This is a genomic window from Streptomyces sp. NBC_00557, from assembly GCF_036345995.1.
Classification (GTDB): domain Bacteria; phylum Actinomycetota; class Actinomycetes; order Streptomycetales; family Streptomycetaceae; genus Streptomyces.
Genome location: NZ_CP107796.1, coordinates 3,128,153 through 3,145,640 on the forward strand (window position 1 = coordinate 3,128,153; position 17,488 = coordinate 3,145,640).

Sequence of the window (17,488 nt, forward strand, 5' to 3'; positions counted from 1 at the left end):
CTGCCACCGGACCGCGCGAGCGGGCCGCCGGTGACGCGCAGACGGGGGTATGGGGGCGGAGCCCCCGGCGACGACTAGGAGAGGTTGATCCCAAGGTGCACGACGATCTCATGGCCAAGGCCGGCGCATGGCTCGCCGAGGACCCGGACCCGGAGACCCGGGACGAACTGGCCAAGCTGATCGAGGCCGGTGACGTCGCGGAACTGTCGGACCGCTTCGGCGGCACCCTCCAGTTCGGCACCGCAGGCCTCCGCGGCGAGCTGGGCGCCGGCCCGATGCGCATGAACCGCAGCGTCGTCATCAGGGCGGCCGCAGGCCTCGCCGCCTACCTGAAGAAGAACGGCCGGACCGGCGGACTCGTCGTCATCGGTTACGACGCCCGCCACAAGTCCGCCGACTTCGCCCGCGACACCGCCGCCGTGATGACCGGCGCCGGCCTGCGCGCCGCCGTACTCCCCCGCCCGCTGCCCACCCCGGTCCTGGCCTTCGCGATCAGGCACCTCGGCGCGGTCGCGGGCGTCGAGGTCACCGCCAGCCACAACCCGCCCCGGGACAACGGCTACAAGGTCTACCTCGGCGACGGCTCCCAGATCGTGCCGCCCGCCGACGCGGAGATCGCCGCCGAGATCGACGCGATCGCGAGCCTGCACGACGTGCCCCGGCCCGAGGCCGGCTGGGAGACCCTGGACGATGCGGTGCTGGACGCGTACCTGGCCCGTACGGACGCGGTCCTGGCCCCCGGGTCCCCCCGCACCGCGCGCACGGTCTACACGGCGCTGCACGGCGTCGGCAAGGACGTCCTGCTCGCCGCCTTCGCCCGCGCCGGCTTCCCCGAGCCGGTCCTGGTCGCCGAACAGGCCGAGCCGGACCCGGACTTCCCGACGGTCGCCTTCCCGAACCCGGAGGAGCCGGGCGCGATGGACCTGGCGTTCGCCCAGGCCCGTCGGACCGGCCCCGACCTGGTCATCGCCAACGACCCCGACGCCGACCGGTGCGCCGTGGCCGTCAGGGACGGCGAGGACTGGCGGATGCTGCGCGGTGACGAGGTCGGCGCACTGCTCGGCGCCCACCTGGTGCGGCGCGGTGCGACCGGGGTGTTCGCCGAGTCGATCGTCTCCTCCTCGCTGCTGGGCCGTGTCGCCGAGAAGGCGGGCCTGCCGTACGAGGAGACCCTGACCGGCTTCAAGTGGATCGCCCGCGTGGACGGCCTGCGCTACGGCTACGAGGAGGCCCTGGGCTACTGCGTGGACCCCGAGGGCGTGCGCGACAAGGACGGCATCACCGCCGCCCTGCTCGTCACCGAGCTGGCGTCGCAGCTGAAGGAGGAGGGCCGTACCCTTCTCGACCTGCTGGACGACCTCGCCGTGGAGCACGGGCTGCACGCCACCGACCAGCTCTCGGTCCGCGTCCAGGACCTCTCGCTCATCGCCGGTGCGATGCGCCGCCTGCGCGAGCAGCCGCCGGCCCGGCTGGCGGGTCTGGCCGTCGTCCGCGCGGAGGACCTCTCGCAGGGCACGGACCGGCTCCCGCCGACGGACGGGCTGCGGTACGCCCTCGAGGGCGCCCGGGTGATCGTCCGCCCGAGCGGCACCGAGCCGAAGCTGAAGTGCTACCTGGAGGTCGTGGTCCCGGTCCCGGACCACGCCGCCCTCCCGGCCGCCCGCGCCCACGCCACGGAACTCCTCGACGCGCTCAAGCGTGACCTGTCGGCGGCGGCCGGCATCTGAGACGCGGGGACGCGGGCAGGGCTGGGGGCGCTCCTTCGGGAGCGCCCCTTTTCCCGTACGCCGGGGAGTCCCGTACACCGCGGAGCAGCCTTTCCCGTACGCCGGGGAGCAACCGCCGGGGCCGCCCGCTTCGGGGCGGTGTCGCGCTTCCGCGAACCGGGCGGCCCGGGCCGCTGCGGAGGAAGCCCCGGCCCGGCCGGCCCTTATCCCAGGGCGAGGAGGATGGCCAGCAGTACCGCGCCCGCCGCCGCGGGGCCGATCACCTCGTAGGCCCAGCGCACGGTGACCTCGCCCTGGGCCGGTTCCGCGTCGCCCCGGCGCTCCAGGAGTTCGCGGAGTTCGTCCATGACCTGGTCGCCCTCGGCGCGGGTAGGACCGGACGGTGCCGTGGCCGCGCCGCTGAAGGAACCCATGCCGCCGATTCCGCCCGCGCCCCGCATGCCGCCGAAGCCGCGCCGCGCCGGGTCCGCGCCCCGCGCCGCCTCCGCCGCCGCCCGGGCCTTGCGCATCTCCGCCTTCTTGCGGGCCCGCAGCGACACCGGGATGGACCACAGCTGGTACTTGGCGCCGGACTTCGCCAGGACCTCGTTGGAGAATCCGGAGCGCAGCGAGGCGACCTCGCCCCAGGGCAGGCTGATCACCCGGAACGGGTTGCGCACCCGGAGCCGGTCCTCGCCCGCGAAGACCGCCGGGCGGAGCGTGAAGGCGATCACCAGCGGCACGATCAGGATCAGCGCGGCCAGCGCCAGCCACGGCGTACGGCCGTGTCCCTGGAACAGCGCGTCGAAGCCGAGCCAGCCGATGACGAGCAGCAGCAGTACGCCGCCGATCAGCGCCAGGGGCGAGCGGTAGACCCGGTCCTTGGTTCCGGACGCCGGCGGCTGTGACGCGGGTGACTGGTGGTCGGGGGTGGTCATGGGCCAAGTCTGCACGACACCGGCGGCCGCGCCGCCACCTGCCCCGCAACCGGCGCTCATCCGTGATCTCCGCACTCCGGCGGAGGCGAGTGGCCCGTTCCGCTTCCGGTGACCCGGACGTGAGATGCGCCCGGATCCGCCGTCGGGGGCTATACATCCGCTACGCGCGTAGATATGCTCGTCTGGTGACCATGCCCACTACCGCACCCACAGCTCACGCCCTCTCGGACGTCACCGCGTCCGACAGCACGCTGCGCCGCTTCCTGCACGGGCTGCCCGGCGTCGACGCGGTCGGCCTGGAGGCGCGCGCCGCGTCTCTCGGCACCCGTTCCATCAAGACCACCGCGAAGGCGTACGCCATCGACCTCGCCATCTCGATGGTCGACCTGACGACGCTGGAAGGCGCGGACACCCCGGGCAAGGTCCGGGCGCTCGGCGCCAAGGCGGTCCGCCCCGACCCCACGGACCGCACGACGCCGGCCACGGCGGCCGTCTGCGTCTATCCCGACATGGTGGCCGTCGCCAAGGAGGCCGTCGCCGGCTCCGGCGTGAAGGTCGCCTCGGTCGCCACCGCCTTCCCGGCCGGCCGCGCCGCCCTCGAAGTGAAGCTGGCCGACGTGCGCGACGCCGTCGCCGCCGGCGCCGACGAGGTCGACATGGTCATCGACCGCGGCGCGTTCCTCGCCGGCAGGTACCTGAAGGTGTACGACGAGATCGTCGCCGTGAAGGAGGCCTGCGGTCAGTCCACCCGGCTGAAGGTCATCTTCGAGACCGGCGAGCTGTCGACGTACGACAACATCCGCCGCGCCTCCTGGCTCGGCATGCTGGCGGGCGCCGACTTCATCAAGACCTCCACCGGCAAGGTCGCGGTCAACGCCACCCCCGCCAACACGCTGCTGATGCTGGAGGCGGTGCGCGACTTCCGCGCCCAGACCGGGGTGCAGGTGGGCGTGAAGCCCGCCGGCGGCATCCGGACCAGCAAGGACGCGATCAAGTTCCTGGTCCTGGTGAACGAGACCGTGGGCGAGGACTGGCTGGACAGCCACTGGTTCCGCTTCGGCGCCTCCTCGCTGCTGAACGACCTGCTGATGCAGCGCCAGAAGCTGGCCACCGGCCGCTACTCCGGCCCCGACTACGTGACGGTGGACTGATCATCATGGCTTCCGTGTTCGAGTACGCACCGGCGCCCGAGTCCCGCTCGGTCGTCGACATCGCCCCTTCCTACGGCCTGTTCATCGACGGCGAGTTCACCGAGGCGGCCGACGGCAAGGTGTTCAAGACCGTCAGCCCGTCGACGGAAGAGGTCCTCTCCGAGGTCGCCCAGGCCGGCGCCGAGGACGTCGACCGCGCCGTCCGGGCCGCCCGCAAGGCCTTCGAGAAGTGGTCGGCGCTGCCCGGCTCCGAGCGCGCCAAGTACCTGTTCCGCATCGCCCGGATCATCCAGGAGCGCAGCCGCGAGCTGGCCGTCCTGGAGACGCTGGACAACGGCAAGCCGATCAGGGAGACGCGCGACGCCGACCTCCCGCTGGTCGCCGCGCACTTCTTCTACTACGCCGGCTGGGCCGACAAGCTCGACCACGCGGGCTTCGGCGCGGATCCGCGGCCGCTGGGCGTCGCGGGCCAGGTCATCCCGTGGAACTTCCCGCTGCTGATGCTGGCCTGGAAGATCGCCCCGGCGCTCGCCACCGGCAACACGGTCGTGCTGAAGCCCGCGGAGACCACCCCGCTGTCCGCCCTGTTCTTCGCGGACATCTGCCGCCAGGCCGGACTGCCCAGGGGCGTCGTCAACATCCTTCCCGGCTACGGCGACACGGGCGCCGCGCTCGTCGCGCACCCGGACGTGAACAAGGTGGCCTTCACCGGCTCCACCGCCGTGGGCAAGGAGATCGCGCGGACCGTCGCGGGCACCCGCAAGAAGCTCACCCTGGAACTGGGCGGCAAGGGCGCCAACATCGTCTTCGACGACGCCCCGATCGACCAGGCCGTCGAGGGCATCGTCACCGGCATCTTCTTCAACCAGGGCCAGGTCTGCTGCGCGGGCAGCCGCCTGCTGGTGCAGGAGTCGATCCAGGACGAGCTGCTGGACGCGCTGAAGCGCCGGCTGTCGACCCTGCGCCTCGGCGACCCGCTGGACAAGAACACCGACATCGGCGCGATCAACTCCGCCGAGCAGCTGGCCCGGATCACCGCACTCGCCGAGCAGGGCGAGGCGGAGGGCGCCGAGCGCTGGTCCCCGGCCTGTGAACTGCCCGCCTCCGGCTACTGGTTCGCCCCGACGCTCTTCACGAACGTCACCCAGGCGCACACCATCGCCCGTGACGAGATCTTCGGCCCGGTGCTGTCGGTCCTCACCTTCCGCACCCCGGACGAGGCGGTCGCCAAGGCGAACAACACGCAGTACGGCCTGTCGGCGGGCATCTGGACCGAGAAGGGCTCCCGGATCCTGGCCGTCGCGAACAAGCTGCGCGCCGGTGTCGTCTGGTCCAACACGTTCAACAAGTTCGACCCGACCTCGCCGTTCGGCGGTTACAAGGAGTCGGGCTTCGGCCGCGAGGGCGGCCGCCACGGCCTGGAGGCGTACCTCGATGTCTGATCACGCATCAATCAGCGGCTCCGCCGCGCGGCGCCTGAGCGTCTTCAAGACCTACAAGCTGTACGTCGGCGGGAAGTTCCCGCGTTCCGAGAGCGGCCGGGTGTACGAGGTGACGGACCCCAAGGGCAACTGGCTGGCCAACGCACCGCAGTCGAGCCGCAAGGACGCGCGTGACGCGGTCGTGGCGGCGCGCAAGGCGTTCGGCGGCTGGTCCGGGGCGACGGCGTACAACCGCGGCCAGGTCCTGTACCGCGTCGCGGAGATGCTGGAGGGCCGCAGGGACCAGTTCGTCCGCGAAGTGGCCGACGCCGAAGGGCTGTCGAAGTCGAAGGCCGCCGGGGTCGTGGACGCGACCGTCGACCGCTGGGTCTGGTACGCGGGCTGGACCGACAAGATCGCCCAGGTGACCGGCGGCGCCAACCCGGTCGCGGGCCCCTTCTTCAACCTGTCCTCCCCCGAGCCGACGGGTGTGGTCGCCGTACTGGCCCCGCAGGAGTCGTCGCTCCTCGGGCTGGTTTCCGTCGTCGCTCCGGTGATCGCCACGGGCAACACCGCCGTCGTGGTGGCCAGCGAGAAGGCGCCGCTGCCGGCCCTGTCCCTGGCCGAGGTGCTGGCCACCTCCGACGTGCCGGGCGGCGTGGTCAACGTCCTGTCCGGCCGTACCGCGGAGATCGCGGCCCCGCTGGCCGCGCACCAGGACGTCAACGCGATCGATCTCGCGGGTGCGGACGAGGAACTGGCCAAGGAGCTGGAGATCGCCGCGGCCGACAACCTCAAGCGCGTTCTGCGTCCACAGGCTGTGGATTACTTCGAGACGCCGGGCATCGAACGGATGACGGCGTTCCTGGAGACGAAGACGGTGTGGCACCCGACGGGGTCGCTGGGAGCCGGCGGTTCTTCGTACTGACGGGGTCCGGGCGGGGAACTGCGGCGCTTCGCCGGCCACGGGTCGCCCGTGGCCGAGGCGCAGTTCCCCGCGCCCCCTTTTCGCACCCTTCCGGGGCGCCTCAGTGCCCCAGTGCGCCCAGCGTCTGCCCCACCAGCGGCACCGCACCCAGCGACTGCGCCTCCGCCACCGGGGCCGTCAGCATCCGGGAGCCCACCGGCTTGAAGTCGGCCACCTGGGTGCCCATCCCGTTGTTCAGGGGGTCGACGCCCGTGCCCGCCAGCGGGTTGGGCTTGAGGCCTGCCACCGGGCCCGTGACATGGCGGACGGCGCCGGTGGCGGCGGCCAGGCCGGCCTGGGGGTCGGTCTTCCCGAGGGAGGTCGGGCGCCACGGCACGTCCAGGACCGGGGCGGTGTCCGCGTGGGCCGTCGCCGCGCCCGCGCCCAGGGCCGCTCCGGCGGTCGCCAGGGCGATCAGGGCACGCTGTGCGACGGGATGCTGGGAAGAGGTGTGTCGGGCCATCGCCGGGTGCCGCCTTCTGGTGCTGAGGGTAATGCTGTCGGCACGTAGGGTAGTTGAGGCGGGAGTCACGCTCAAAAGCCGACCCGCGGGGTCGGCAGGCCGTTCCCCATACGACAAACTGGTGTTCCGTGAGCCTTCATCCCCCGTCTCCCGCCCGTGTCGTGCTGCTGTGCGGCCCCTCGGGCTCGGGCAAGTCCCTCGTCGCCGCCCGTTCCGGACTTCCCGTCCTGCGTCTGGACGACTTCTACAAGGAGGCCGGCGACCCGACTCTGCCCCTGGTGGAGGGGAGTTCGGACATCGACTGGGACCACCCGGAGTCGTGGGACGCGGACGTCGCGGTCGAGGCCATCACGCGGCTGTGCGCGACCGGTTCGACGCCGGTGCCGGTGTACGACATCGCGCTGAGCGCCCGTACCGGCGAGAAGACGCTGCACATCGGCCGTACCCCGGTGTTCATCGCGGAGGGCATCTTCGCCGCGGAGATCGTCGAGCGCTGCCGGGAGCGGGGCGTGCTGGCGGACGCGCTGTGCCTGACCCGCGGGCCGGTCGTCACCTTCCGCCGGCGGTTCCTGCGGGATCTGAAGGAGGGCCGCAAGTCGGTGCCGTTCCTGCTGCGCCGGGGCTGGCGGCTGATGCGCGCGGAGCGGTCCATCGTCGCCCGTCAGGTGTCGCTGGGCGCCCATCCGTGCGACCGCGACGAGGCACTGGGGCGGCTCGCGGCAGCGGTGGGGCGGCAGGTGCGCCGGCAGACGGTGGCGTGAAACGGGAGCGGACACAGAAACGGGACTGGACGGTCCCCCCGACCCTCCAGTCCCGCTCCTCGCTCCCCCGAGCCCCCCGTTTCCCCCGTTTCCCCCCTCGGGTCACCCCCCGGTGACCCCTGGCCTTCAGGCGACCAGTTCGCCGAAGGCGTTCTCCTCGTCACGGCCGAAGCTGAGGACCTCGTCCTCGCGCAGCCGGCGGAGCGACCGCCAGATGCTGGACTTCACCGTGCCGACGCTGATGCCGAGGATGTCCGCGATCTCCGGGTCCGTACGGCCCTCGTAGTAGCGCAGGACCAGCATGGTGCGCTGGAGCTCGGGCAGCCGGGCCAGCGCCTGCCACAGGACCGCGCGCAGCTCGGTGCCGCGCATCGCGTCCGTGTCGGAGGCCGTCTCCGGCAGTTCCTCGGTCGGGTACTCGTTCAGCTTGCGGCGGCGCCACGCGCTGATGTGCAGGTTCGTCATGGTGCGGCGGAGATAGCCCCCGACCGCCGCCTTGTCGCTGATCCGCTCCCACGCCTTGTACGTCGAGAACAGCGCGCTCTGCAGCAGGTCCTCGGCCTCGAAGCGGTCCCCGGTCAGGTGGTACGCGGTGGCGTACAGGGAGGCGCGGCGCTCCTGGACGTAGGCGGTGAACTCCGCCTCCGTCAGGGAACGGCGCTGCTCCCCCGAGTCCTCCCTGTACGCGCTTCCCCCGTGTGCTTCCCCCGTGTGCGCGTCAACCACCGTCATGAACCCGGCGGGCTGACGCCCGGTGCCGCGAGCGCACCCCCGCCCTCCCCCGCGCTCGAACACGCTCGCGCGGGAGGGACCCCCCTCGGCACCGGACTTCTCGGATCCCCGGTGCACATCGTGCAGACGCGTGACCACTGCGCTGGTGCTGATGCTGTGCAGCGTGTTCATCTCGCGCTCCCCGTCGGTGTACTTCCGGTGATTCGGTCCTGCCGGGCCGGCTGCGGTTCCCCCGTCCGGCCCGTGCCCAAAAGACTGCCGGGGCGACTTCATCGCCGTGTCCGCCGACTGTCACAGACCTGTCACAGGGGTCCGGCCCGGCCGCGTCACAGGAGGGGCACAGAGGGTGGTGGCAGGCAGGACCCGGTGCCCGCGGGTCGTACGACGGGCCGTCCATGGGCCAGAATGAGCCCGTGCCTTCCCTGTTGCTGATCGAGGACGACGACGCCATCCGCACGGCCCTGGAGCTCTCCCTGACGCGCCAGGGACACCGGGTGGCGACCGCTGCCAGCGGAGAGGACGGTCTGAAGCTGCTGCGCGAGCAGCGGCCCGACCTGATCGTGCTGGACGTGATGCTGCCCGGCATCGACGGTTTCGAGGTGTGCCGGCGTATCCGGCGCACCGACCAGCTGCCGATCATCCTGCTGACCGCGCGCAGTGACGACATCGACGTGGTGGTCGGGCTGGAGTCCGGCGCCGACGACTACGTGGTCAAGCCGGTGCAGGGCCGGGTGCTGGACGCCCGGATCCGGGCCGTGCTGCGGCGCGGGGAGCGCGAGTCCAGCGACTCGGCGACGTTCGGCAACCTCGTCATCGACCGGTCGGCGATGACCGTGACGAAGAACGGCGAGGACCTGCAGCTGACCCCGACCGAGCTCAGGCTGCTGCTGGAGCTGAGCCGGCGGCCCGGTCAGGCGCTGTCGAGGCAGCAGCTGCTGCGGCTGGTGTGGGAGCACGACTACCTCGGCGACTCGCGCCTGGTGGACGCCTGTGTGCAGCGGCTGCGCGCCAAGGTCGAGGACGTGCCGTCGTCCCCGACCCTGATCCGTACCGTCCGTGGTGTCGGCTACCGCCTGGACGCGCCTCAGTGACCGACACGCAAGGGGGGCTGCGCGGCTGGTCCGCGCGGCGCAGGGGAAGTCTGTCGCGGCTGAGGTTCACCAGTCTGCGGCTGCGGCTGGTCGTCGTCTTCGCGCTGGTGGCCCTCACGGCCGCCGTGTCGGCGTCCGGCATCGCCTACTGGCTGAACCGGGAGGCGGTGCTCACCCGCGCCCAGGACGCGGTGCTGCACGACTTCCGGCAGGAGATGCAGAACCGCGCGGGCGCCCTGCCCGCGCACCCCACGCAGGACCAACTCCAGCGTGCGGCGGGCCAGATGGCGGCCGGCGGCCAGCACTTCAGCGTGCTCCTGGTCGGCCAGGACGCCGACGGCAGACCGGTGTACGGCAACTCGGGCGGGATCAACGGCTTCTCGCTGGAGGACGTGCCCAGGTCGCTGCGTGCCGCCGTGAACAAGCGGCAGAAGGTCACCGACAGCAACAAGGAGCCGTACCACCTGTACTGGCAGCGGGTGGTGCAGCACGGCACGCCGTATCTGGTGGCCGGCACGCGCGTGATCGGCGGCGGTCCGACCGGCTACATGGCCAAGTCGCTGGAGCCGGAGGCGAAGGACCTCAACTCGCTGGCCTGGTCGCTGGGCATCGCCACCGGTCTCGCGCTGATCGGCGCCGCGCTGCTCGCACAGGCCGCCGCCACGACCGTGCTGAAGCCGGTGCACCGGCTGGGGGTGGCCGCGCGACGGCTCGGCGAGGGCAGGCTGGACACGCGGCTGCGGGTGTCGGGGACCGACGAACTGGCCGATCTGTCCCGGACGTTCAACAACGCGGCCGAGGCGCTGGAGAAGCGGGTGGCGGAGATGGCCGCCCGGGACGAGGCCTCGCGCCGGTTCGTCGCCGACATGAGCCATGAGCTGCGGACTCCGCTGACCGCCATCACCGCGGTGACGGAGGTGCTGGAGGAGGAGCTGGACTCCGAGTCCGGCGGCATCGACCCGATGATCGAGCCCGCGGTGCGGCTGGTGGTCAGCGAGACGCGGCGGCTGAACGACCTGGTCGAGAACCTGATGGAGGTCACCCGCTTCGACGCGGGCACCGCCCGGCTCGTCCTGGACGACGTCGACATCGCCGACCAGATCACCGCCTGCATCGACGCCCGCGCCTGGCTGGACGCGGTCGAGCTGGACGCCGAGCGCGGCATCCACGCCCGGCTCGACCCGCGCCGCCTGGACGTCATCCTCGCCAACCTGATCGGCAACGCGCTCAAGCACGGCGGATCGCCGGTGCGGGTGTCGGTCCGGGTGGCCGACGAGGACCTGGTGATCCAGGTCCGCGACCACGGGCCCGGCATCCCCGAGGACGTCCTGCCGCACGTCTTCGACCGCTTCTACAAGGCGAGCGCCTCCCGGCCGCGCTCCGAGGGCAGCGGGCTGGGCCTGTCCATCGCCATGGAGAACGCCCGCATCCACGGCGGCCGGCTCACCGCCGCCAACTCGCCCGACGGCGGAGCGGTGTTCACCCTGCGGCTGCCACGGGACGCCTCCCGGCTGACGGAAGAGGCCGGCGAGACGGCGAGGAACGACACGTCCGACAGCGACCGCGGTCCCGGAAAGGAGGGGTCATGACCGTACGACGCCCGGCCGCACGACGCCTGCTGGCGCTGCCCCTCCTGGGCCTGCTGCTCACCGGCTGCGGCATCCGCGCCACCCAGGTGCCGACCGACTTCGGGGCGGCGCCGTCCCGGGTGCCGTGCACGCTGGCCGGGCCCGACCTGGCCACCCAGTCCGCGCAGGGCGTGCCCGTGCAGGTCTTCCTGCTGTGCGGGGCGTCGCTGGTGGCCGTCGACCGGACGGTCCGCGTCCCGGTGGGCACCCCGGACGCGCGCCGCCGGGTGATCGTGGCCCAGGGCCTGCTGGACCAGCTCGCCGCGTCCCCGTCCGCGGCCGAGCGCTCGGCGGGCTACACGACGTACGTGCCGGGCGGCGTGACGGTGCGCGGCCCCGGCCGCGGGGAGCCGGAGGACGCCCTGCACCTGAGCACGGCCCCGTCCCGGCTCACCTCCTACGCCCTGGCCCAGCTGGTGTGCACCCTGTCCGACTCGGCCGCCACGGAAGGCGACGGCTCGGTCGTCCTGGGCGGCCCCGGTACCGGCGCGCTGCGCCGCTACGCCTGCACGGACGACGTCCGCGACCGTCCGGGCAACGCGGTGCCGCCGTCCAGCGAGGTCGAGGGCGGGTAGCGGCTCCGGGCAGGCCGCGCACCCGGACCGCGCCTGCGCGGAACCGACTGTGGCCGCTGGTGCGTCTAGGGTTTCGTGCAGCGTCAAGGCTCCATCGGCGGCAGCGCCGCGATCCGTGTCCGGGTGACGGGGGGTGTCCTCCTCGTCGCCCACCTCGCCCTCGTCGCCTGGCTGATGCTGCGGCCGCTGGACGTCCCCTGGGTGGCGCCCGCCAACGTGCACCCCCTCGCCGGTATCCGGGCCGACCTGGCCCTGGGCTGGCCGCGGGCCCTCAGACCTCTCGGCGAGGGCCTGGCCCTGCTCGCCCCGCTGGGCGTGCTGCTGCCGATGGCCCACGGCAGGCTCGACGCCTCCCCGCTCGGTTCCCTGGTCCGTACGACCGCGGCAGGCGCCCTGGTCTCCACCGGCATCGCCCTGCTGCAGACCGGTGTGCCCGGCAGGGTGGTGGACGTCGACTCGCTGCTGCTGAACACCGTGGGCGTGGCGCTGGCCCACCTGGCCGTCGTACCGGCGGTCCGCGCCCGGCTGCGCCGCCGCGAGATGCGGCCGGGCGGCCCGGCGGAGCCGTCCGTCACCGTGCCGGAGGAGCTGCCTCAGGGGCGTACCCCGACGATTCCCAGGGTCGGGATCGCCCCCTAGAGCGACGCTTCGCCCGCTTCGTCTCCCTATCGTGGACATCAGTCGGAAGACAGTCGAGGGGCGCCGCCGGGGCGCCCCGGCCCCGGCTCCCGAGCGAGCCGACGACCACGGAGGAGTCGCCATGTCCGCCCTTGCCCGCCCCACCCACGGCCGCATGATCGGCGGCGTCTGCGCCGCGCTGGCACGGCGCTTCGGCACCTCCGCGACGACGATGCGGGTGATCTTCCTGCTGTCCTGCCTGCTGCCGGGCCCGCAGTTCCTGGTCTACATAGCGCTGTGGATCCTGCTGCCGTCCGAGGACAAGGCGCGCACCGCCTGGTGAGGACACGCGCGCGAACCCCGCTGGGGCGCCCCGGACTGCTGCGGGGCGCCCCAGCGGCGCGTCGTACGGCCGTACGGCCTCGGCCGGCGGTGTCAGCCGAGCGGGAGCCCGTTCAGCGGCACGCCGTGCGTGGGCAGACCGGTGTGGTGCAGCGGCAGTCCGCCGAGCAGCCGGGCGACCGGCGCGGTCGGGCCCTTGGCGAGCACGTTCTTGACGGCCGGCTGCGCGGCGGCCAGCCCGGACCCCACGGCACCCTGCCCCTGGGTGAGGGCCTCGGTGGCGCCCGGCACCGCCCTGGAGACGTTCTCGGCCGGCAGCGTCCGGGCGACGCCGCCCAGGGCCTGCGTGGCCTGGCCGGCGTCCGGGACGGCCGGGGCCGCGTTGGCCGCGCCCGCGCCGACGGCGGCGAAGGCGGCGCCGAGAGCGGCGACACCGAGGGTCTTGGCAGCAGACTGCTTCATGGTGAATGCGTCCTTGAACTTGAATGCGGAGACGGAGATCACAAACGATCCGAGCGGTCCACGACCGTAAACATGCCGACCCGCCCCCCGCAAACACCGAAATGCGGACGCCTTGTGAAAGCGCGTCCGCATTCCGTGCTCGGATCCCAGGCGTCACTAGCCTTTCGGGCCGACAGAACCGCTGGTCGAGGCCGTCTGCTGGAACAGCCATTCGGATTTCAGTTCCGCATATCCGGGCTTGATGACGTCATTGATCATCGCGAGTCGTTCATCGAAAGGAATGAACGCTGATTTCATCGCATTGACGGAGAACCACTGCATGTCGTCGAGTGTGTAACCGAACGCCTCGACGAGGTGCTCGAATTCCTGGCTCATGGTCGTGTGCGACATCAGCCGGTTGTCGGTGTTCACCGTGGCCCGGAAGTGCAGCCGGCGCAGCAGCCCGATGGGGTGCTCGGCGTAGGAGGGCGCCGCGCCCGTCTGCAGGTTGGAGCTGGGGCACAGCTCCAGCGGGATCCGCTTGTCGCGGACGTACGACGCCAGCCGCCCGAGCGAGACGGAACCGTCCTCGTGGACCTCGATGTCGTCGATGATCCGCACCCCGTGCCCCAGCCGGTCGGCGCCGCACCACTGCAGCGCCTGCCAGATGGACGGCAGCCCGAAGGCCTCGCCGGCGTGGATGGTGAAGTGGTTGTTCTCCCGCTTGAGGTACTCGAAGGCGTCCAGGTGCCGGGTGGGCGGATGGCCCGCCTCCGCGCCGGCGATGTCGAAGCCGACGACGCCCGAGTCCCGGTAGCGGTTGGCGAGTTCGGCGATCTCCAGGGAGCGGGCCGCGTGCCGCATGGCGGTCAGCAGGGCGCCCACGCGGATCCGGTGCCCGTTCTCCCTGGCCAGCCGCTCGCCCTGCCGGAACCCCTCGTTGACGGCCTCGACGACCTCTTCGAGGCCGAGCCCCTCCTCGAGGTGCTGCTCGGGGGCGTAGCGCACCTCGGCGTAGACGACCCCGTCCTCGGCGAGGTCCTCGGCGCACTCGCGGGCGACCCGGACGAGCGCGTCCCGGGTCTGCATCACGCCGACGGTGTGCCGGAAGGTCTCCAGATACCGTTCCAGCGAGCCGGAGTCGGCGGCCTCCCGGAACCAGATGCCCAGCTTGTCGGGGTCGGTCTCCGGCAGGCCGGAGTAGCCGGTCTCCTGGGCGAGTTCGACGACGGTTCCCGGGCGGAGCCCGCCGTCGAGGTGATCGTGCAGCAGAACCTTGGGCGCCCGGCGGATCTGGTCCGGCGTCGGCACGTGCGCCGGGACGGTCGCCGGCTGGGTCCCGGTCGGTGCGGTCTGGCTCGTCATCTCCGCACTGTAACGCCTACGCGCGTAGAGGACGCGGTGAACGCGGCAGCTCTTTCACAGCGCTTTCCGGCGCTTTCCCGTCGATACGCAACGGTGACCGCGAGTACGGGTTTCGTACACCGCCTCTTCTGACACTGTTCTGTCATGGGACAGCAAGCGACGCCGGTCCGAACGGCCGGGCTGGGGAAGGCGGTCGGACCGGTGCCGACGGCGGTGAGCGGAGCGGTGCTGCTGCTCCCCGGCGGCGAGGAGGTCTCCGCCCGCAGGCCGTCCCCCGTGCGGACGGCGCTCGCCCTGCGCTCCCTGGGCCGCAGGCTCGCCCGCGCGGGCCGGACGGAGGGGCTGGCCGTCCATCCCGTCCAGTACCGGTACCGGGGCTGGAACGGCAGCGAGGCGCATCCGGCGGCGGACGCCGAGTGGGCGGCCGACGAGGTCGTACGGCGCTACGGCGATGTCCCGGTGTGCCTGGTCGGGGTGGACATGGGCGGCCGGGCGGCGCTGCGGGCCGGCGGGCACGAGGCCGTCAACTCGGTGGTGGCGATCGCCCCCTGGCTGCCGGAGGAGGACGTGGCCGCGCCCGCCGAGCCGGTGCGGCAGCTCGCGGGGCGGCGGGTGCTGATCGTGCACGGCACGAACGACCAGCGGACCGATCCCGAGCTGTCGTTCCGGTTCGCCGCGCGGGCGAAGAAGGCGAACCGGGAGGTGTGCCGGTTCGAAGTGCACTCCGACGGACACGGGTTGTACGGGCACCGGGACGAGGTCGCCTGCCTGGCCGTCGATTTCGTGATGGGGGCGCTGTTCGGGCACTCCGTGTCCCGGCCCGTCGAGGACGCGCTGGCGGCTCCGCCGCCGATCGGTCTGCGGATGCCGCTCGCCGCGGGGTTCGGGAAGTCGCTGAAGCGGTAGGGCCCGAAGCGGCCCGCCTCATGCCGGCAGCAGGTTGCCCCTCCTCGACAGCAGGAACTTCTTGAAGGCCGCCACCGGCGGGGTGTCCGGGCGGTCGGCGAGCCAGGCGACGCCGATCTCGCGGACCGCCCTGGGGGCCGTGACGGTGAGTTCCACGACCCCCGGCCGCGGAACCGTCGGCGGGGGCAGGAGGGCGACTCCCAGGCCCGCCGCGACCAGACCCCTCAGGGTTTCCGCCTCCTCTCCCTCGAAGGCGACCCTGGGGCGGAAGCCGGCCTCGCGGCACAGGGAGTCGAAGATGCGGCGCAGGCCGTAGCCGGGTTCCAGGGTGACGAAGGTCTCCTCGGCCGCCTCCGCGAGGCGGACGCGGCGCCGGGCGGCCAGGCGGTGGTCGGCGGGCACGACCAGGCGGAGTTTCTGCTCGTCCAGGCGGCGGGCGACCAGGTCCGGGGCGTCCGGCACCGGGGAGGTCAGGCAGAGGTCCAGCTCCCCCGCCCGCAGCCGCTCCAGCATCGCCTCGCCGTAGTTCTGGACCAGGCTGAAGCGGACGCGCGGGTGGTCCTCGCGGAAGGCGTGCAGCAGGCCGGGGACGGTCTCGGCGCCCATGGTGTGCAGGAAGCCGAAGGCGACCTTGCCGCTGGCCGGGTCGGCGTCGGCGCGCACCTCCTCGGCGGCCCGCTCGATCTCGGCGAGGGCGCGTTCGACGGAGGTGAGGAAGGTGCGGCCGGCCGGGGTCAGGGAGACCGTGCGGCCGTGCCGGGCGAACAGGTCGACGCCCAGGTCCTGCTCCAGGCGGGCCATCGCGCGGGAGAGGGTGGACTGGGGGACGTTCATCTCCAGGGCGGCCCGGGTGACGTGCTCGGTGCGGGCCACTCCGGCGAAGTACGCGAGGCGCGGCGCCAGCACCCGCGCCATCCCGGACATGTCTTCTGTGTCACTGTTCGGTGACAGGCGAGTCTGTGAGCTTCGCTGATGCGCCATGGGAACGATTATGGCGAATCCATGCATTGGACGGATGAGACCGGCCGTACCTACGGTCGAGTCATGACTCCCGCCAGTACCGGGGCGTCCACCAGCGTGGACGCCGTCACGTCCGTCACCGCCGCCGACCCCGCCGCCGACTCCCGTATGACTCCGGGCGGGCCCGGCTACCGCCGGATGAGCCTCGCCCTCTTCCTCGCCGGAGTCGCGACCTTCGCCCTGCTGTACTCCACGCAGGCCCTGCTCCCGCTGATCTCCGGGGAGTTCGGGGTCGCGGCGAGCGAGGCGAGCTGGACCGTGGCGGCCGCCACCGGCGGGCTCGCCCTGTTCGTGCTGCCGATGAGCGCCCTGTCGGAGCGCTTCGGCCGCCGTACGGTGATGACGGCCTCGCTGGCCGTCGCGGTGGGCGTCGGGCTGCTGGTGCCGTTCGCGCCGTCGCTCGGCGTGCTGGTGGTGCTGCGGGCGGTGCAGGGCGCGGCGCTGGCCGGGCTGCCGGCCTCGGCGCAGGCCTATCTGGCCGAGGAGGTGCGGCCGAAGGCGCTGGTGACGGCGATCGGCCTGTTCGTCGCAGGCAACAGCGTCGGCGGCATGAGCGGCCGGGTGATCACCGGCTGGGTGGCCCAGGAGTGGGGCTGGCGGGCCGCGGTCGGCGTGATCGGCGTGGTCGCAGTGGCCTGCGCGGTCGCCTTCCGGCTGCTGCTGCCGGCGCCGCGGCACTTCACGGCGGGCTCGCTGCGGCCCCGCGTGCTGCTCGGCACGGTCCGCGATCACCTCGCCGACCCGCTGCTGCGGCGGCTGTACGCGATCGGCGCGCTGTTCATGACGGTGTTCGGCGGTGTGTACACGGTGATCGGCTACCGGCTGACGGGCGAGCCGTTCGGTCTGCCGCAGGGCGTCATCGGCTCGATCTTCCTGGTCTACCTGGTGGGCACGGTGTCGGCGTCCACGGCGGGCCGGCTGGTGGGCCGGCTCGGCCGCCGGGGCGCGCTGTACCTGGCGGGCGGTACGACGGCGGCGGGCCTGCTGCTGTCCCTGGCCCCGTCGCTGCCGCTGGTCCTGCTGGGCCTGGTGCTGATCACGGCGGGCTTCTTCGCGGGCCACGCGGTGGCGTCGTCGGCGGTCAGCAAGACGGCCACCCGGGGCCGCGCGCAGGCCTCGGCGCTGTACCAGTCGATGTACTACGTCGGCTCCAGCGCCGGCAGCACGGTCGGCGCGACGGCGTTCCGGGCGGCGGGCTGGGCCGGCACGGTCGGGGTCGGCCTGCTGGCGGTCGTGGGGGTCGTGACGATCACGGTGCTCGGCTCGGTGGCGGCCCGGCGCACGGTCGCCGCGCACGCGCACTGAGCCGCGCCCCCGCTCTCACCTGCACGTTTCCCGACTCGGGGGGCCATTGTCAGTGCCC

The 17,488-nt window shown here is 72.8% G+C and carries 18 protein-coding genes; 12 read left to right on the forward strand and 6 right to left on the reverse strand.

The window, feature by feature from the left end; genetic code table 11:
- Window positions 1–95: 95 nt before the first annotated feature.
- On the forward strand, window positions 96–1,727 hold the full coding sequence (locus tag OG956_RS13115; protein WP_330338155.1) for a phospho-sugar mutase: 1,632 nt from the start codon (window positions 96–98) through the stop codon (window positions 1,725–1,727).
- Window positions 1,728–1,930: 203 nt separating this feature from the next.
- Here OG956_RS13115 and OG956_RS13120 read toward each other — a convergent pair whose 3' ends face one another.
- Window positions 1,931–2,644 (reverse strand): PH domain-containing protein, encoded by a 714-nt coding sequence (locus OG956_RS13120; RefSeq protein WP_330338156.1) that lies wholly within the window; start codon window positions 2,642–2,644, stop codon window positions 1,931–1,933.
- 191 nt (window positions 2,645–2,835) lie between these two features.
- Between OG956_RS13120 and deoC the strand changes: the two genes are divergently transcribed.
- From deoC to OG956_RS13135, 3 genes are read left to right on the forward strand one after another with little or no spacing between them, the layout of a single operon-like run.
- Entirely contained in the window at window positions 2,836–3,795 is a 960-nt protein-coding gene (gene deoC / locus OG956_RS13125; protein ID WP_330342826.1) for a deoxyribose-phosphate aldolase, read from the forward strand.
- Between the two features lie 5 nt (window positions 3,796–3,800).
- Window positions 3,801–5,237, forward strand: coding sequence for an aldehyde dehydrogenase family protein (locus OG956_RS13130; RefSeq protein ID WP_330338157.1), 1,437 nt, complete (start codon window positions 3,801–3,803; stop codon window positions 5,235–5,237).
- Window positions 5,230–6,144, forward strand: coding sequence for an aldehyde dehydrogenase family protein (locus OG956_RS13135; protein WP_330338158.1), 915 nt, complete (start codon window positions 5,230–5,232; stop codon window positions 6,142–6,144). The genes OG956_RS13130 and OG956_RS13135 overlap by 8 nt, the downstream gene beginning before the upstream one ends.
- A 100-nt stretch (window positions 6,145–6,244) precedes the next feature.
- On the opposite strand, the gene OG956_RS13140 is transcribed toward OG956_RS13135, so the two are convergent.
- Window positions 6,245–6,646, reverse strand: coding sequence for a hypothetical protein (locus tag OG956_RS13140; protein ID WP_330338159.1), 402 nt, complete (start codon window positions 6,644–6,646; stop codon window positions 6,245–6,247).
- 128 nt (window positions 6,647–6,774) lie between these two features.
- On the opposite strand from OG956_RS13140, the gene OG956_RS13145 reads away from it, so the two are divergent.
- The gene (locus OG956_RS13145) at window positions 6,775–7,407 is read left to right on the forward strand and encodes a uridine kinase family protein (protein ID WP_330338160.1); all 633 of its coding nucleotides are present in this window, start codon (window positions 6,775–6,777) and stop codon (window positions 7,405–7,407) included.
- A 126-nt stretch (window positions 7,408–7,533) separates the two neighbouring features.
- Here OG956_RS13145 and OG956_RS13150 read toward each other — a convergent pair whose 3' ends face one another.
- A complete protein-coding gene (locus tag OG956_RS13150; protein WP_330338161.1) occupies window positions 7,534–8,310 on the reverse strand; it encodes a SigE family RNA polymerase sigma factor in 777 nt (258 codons plus the stop codon).
- 242 nt (window positions 8,311–8,552) lie between these two features.
- On the opposite strand from OG956_RS13150, the gene afsQ1 reads away from it, so the two are divergent.
- The 5 genes from afsQ1 to OG956_RS13175 all read left to right on the forward strand — a co-directional run bounded on the left by afsQ1 (window position 8,553) and on the right by OG956_RS13175 (window position 12,394).
- The gene (afsQ1, locus tag OG956_RS13155; RefSeq protein WP_106980762.1) at window positions 8,553–9,230 is read left to right on the forward strand and encodes a two-component system response regulator AfsQ1; all 678 of its coding nucleotides are present in this window, start codon (window positions 8,553–8,555) and stop codon (window positions 9,228–9,230) included.
- On the forward strand, window positions 9,227–10,819 hold the full coding sequence (locus OG956_RS13160; protein WP_330338162.1) for a HAMP domain-containing sensor histidine kinase: 1,593 nt from the start codon (window positions 9,227–9,229) through the stop codon (window positions 10,817–10,819). The genes afsQ1 and OG956_RS13160 overlap by 4 nt, the downstream gene beginning before the upstream one ends.
- The gene (locus OG956_RS13165; RefSeq protein ID WP_330338163.1) at window positions 10,816–11,433 is read left to right on the forward strand and encodes a hypothetical protein; all 618 of its coding nucleotides are present in this window, start codon (window positions 10,816–10,818) and stop codon (window positions 11,431–11,433) included. Before OG956_RS13160 ends, OG956_RS13165 begins: the two co-directional genes overlap by 4 nt.
- 75 nt (window positions 11,434–11,508) lie before the next feature.
- Entirely contained in the window at window positions 11,509–12,072 is a 564-nt protein-coding gene (locus OG956_RS13170) for a VanZ family protein (protein WP_330338164.1), read from the forward strand.
- Window positions 12,073–12,193: 121 nt separating this feature from the next.
- Complete coding sequence (locus tag OG956_RS13175) at window positions 12,194–12,394, forward strand: PspC domain-containing protein (RefSeq protein WP_330338165.1); 201 nt, start codon at window positions 12,194–12,196, stop codon at window positions 12,392–12,394.
- Between the two features lie 92 nt (window positions 12,395–12,486).
- Here OG956_RS13175 and OG956_RS13180 read toward each other — a convergent pair whose 3' ends face one another.
- Window positions 12,487–12,855 carry an ATP-binding protein gene (locus OG956_RS13180; protein ID WP_330338166.1) on the reverse strand — a complete coding sequence of 123 codons (369 nt, stop codon included), beginning with the start codon at window positions 12,853–12,855 and terminating at the stop codon, window positions 12,487–12,489.
- Between the two features lie 156 nt (window positions 12,856–13,011).
- Window positions 13,012–14,199 carry an adenosine deaminase gene (locus tag OG956_RS13185; protein ID WP_330338167.1) on the reverse strand — a complete coding sequence of 396 codons (1,188 nt, stop codon included), beginning with the start codon at window positions 14,197–14,199 and terminating at the stop codon, window positions 13,012–13,014.
- A 144-nt stretch (window positions 14,200–14,343) separates the two neighbouring features.
- Here OG956_RS13185 and OG956_RS13190 point away from each other — a divergent pair, with 144 nt between their 5' ends.
- On the forward strand, window positions 14,344–15,105 hold the full coding sequence (locus OG956_RS13190; RefSeq protein WP_330338168.1) for an alpha/beta hydrolase: 762 nt from the start codon (window positions 14,344–14,346) through the stop codon (window positions 15,103–15,105).
- A gap of 18 nt (window positions 15,106–15,123) precedes the next feature.
- Here the strand turns inward: OG956_RS13190 and OG956_RS13195 are convergent, their stop codons facing one another.
- The gene (locus tag OG956_RS13195) at window positions 15,124–16,086 is read right to left on the reverse strand and encodes a LysR family transcriptional regulator (RefSeq protein ID WP_330338169.1); all 963 of its coding nucleotides are present in this window, start codon (window positions 16,084–16,086) and stop codon (window positions 15,124–15,126) included.
- 63 nt (window positions 16,087–16,149) lie between these two features.
- Here OG956_RS13195 and OG956_RS13200 point away from each other — a divergent pair, with 63 nt between their 5' ends.
- Window positions 16,150–17,430, forward strand: coding sequence for an MFS transporter (locus tag OG956_RS13200; RefSeq protein ID WP_330338170.1), 1,281 nt, complete (start codon window positions 16,150–16,152; stop codon window positions 17,428–17,430).
- Window positions 17,431–17,488 lie beyond the last annotated feature (58 nt).

What these genes read in the sequence shown, in the direction of transcription:
- OG956_RS13175 (WP_330338165.1), top strand. Translation starts at nt 12,194, where the DNA reads ATGTCCGCCCTTGCCCGCCCCACCCACGGCCGCATGATCGGCGGCGTC.
- OG956_RS13130 (WP_330338157.1), top strand. Translation starts at nt 3,801, where the DNA reads ATGGCTTCCGTGTTCGAGTACGCACCGGCGCCCGAGTCCCGCTCGGTC.
- OG956_RS13180 (WP_330338166.1), bottom strand. Translation starts at nt 12,855, where the DNA reads ATGAAGCAGTCTGCTGCCAAGACCCTCGGTGTCGCCGCTCTCGGCGCC.
- OG956_RS13190 (WP_330338168.1), top strand. Translation starts at nt 14,344, where the DNA reads ATGGGACAGCAAGCGACGCCGGTCCGAACGGCCGGGCTGGGGAAGGCG.
- OG956_RS13135 (WP_330338158.1), top strand. Translation starts at nt 5,230, where the DNA reads ATGTCTGATCACGCATCAATCAGCGGCTCCGCCGCGCGGCGCCTGAGC.
- deoC (WP_330342826.1), top strand. Translation starts at nt 2,836, where the DNA reads ATGCCCACTACCGCACCCACAGCTCACGCCCTCTCGGACGTCACCGCG.
- OG956_RS13165 (WP_330338163.1), top strand. Translation starts at nt 10,816, where the DNA reads ATGACCGTACGACGCCCGGCCGCACGACGCCTGCTGGCGCTGCCCCTC.
- OG956_RS13140 (WP_330338159.1), bottom strand. Translation starts at nt 6,646, where the DNA reads ATGGCCCGACACACCTCTTCCCAGCATCCCGTCGCACAGCGTGCCCTG.
- OG956_RS13200 (WP_330338170.1), top strand. Translation starts at nt 16,150, where the DNA reads ATGACTCCCGCCAGTACCGGGGCGTCCACCAGCGTGGACGCCGTCACG.
- OG956_RS13120 (WP_330338156.1), bottom strand. Translation starts at nt 2,644, where the DNA reads ATGACCACCCCCGACCACCAGTCACCCGCGTCACAGCCGCCGGCGTCC.
- OG956_RS13150 (WP_330338161.1), bottom strand. Translation starts at nt 8,310, where the DNA reads ATGAACACGCTGCACAGCATCAGCACCAGCGCAGTGGTCACGCGTCTG.
- OG956_RS13195 (WP_330338169.1), bottom strand. Translation starts at nt 16,086, where the DNA reads ATGGCGCATCAGCGAAGCTCACAGACTCGCCTGTCACCGAACAGTGAC.
- OG956_RS13185 (WP_330338167.1), bottom strand. Translation starts at nt 14,199, where the DNA reads ATGACGAGCCAGACCGCACCGACCGGGACCCAGCCGGCGACCGTCCCG.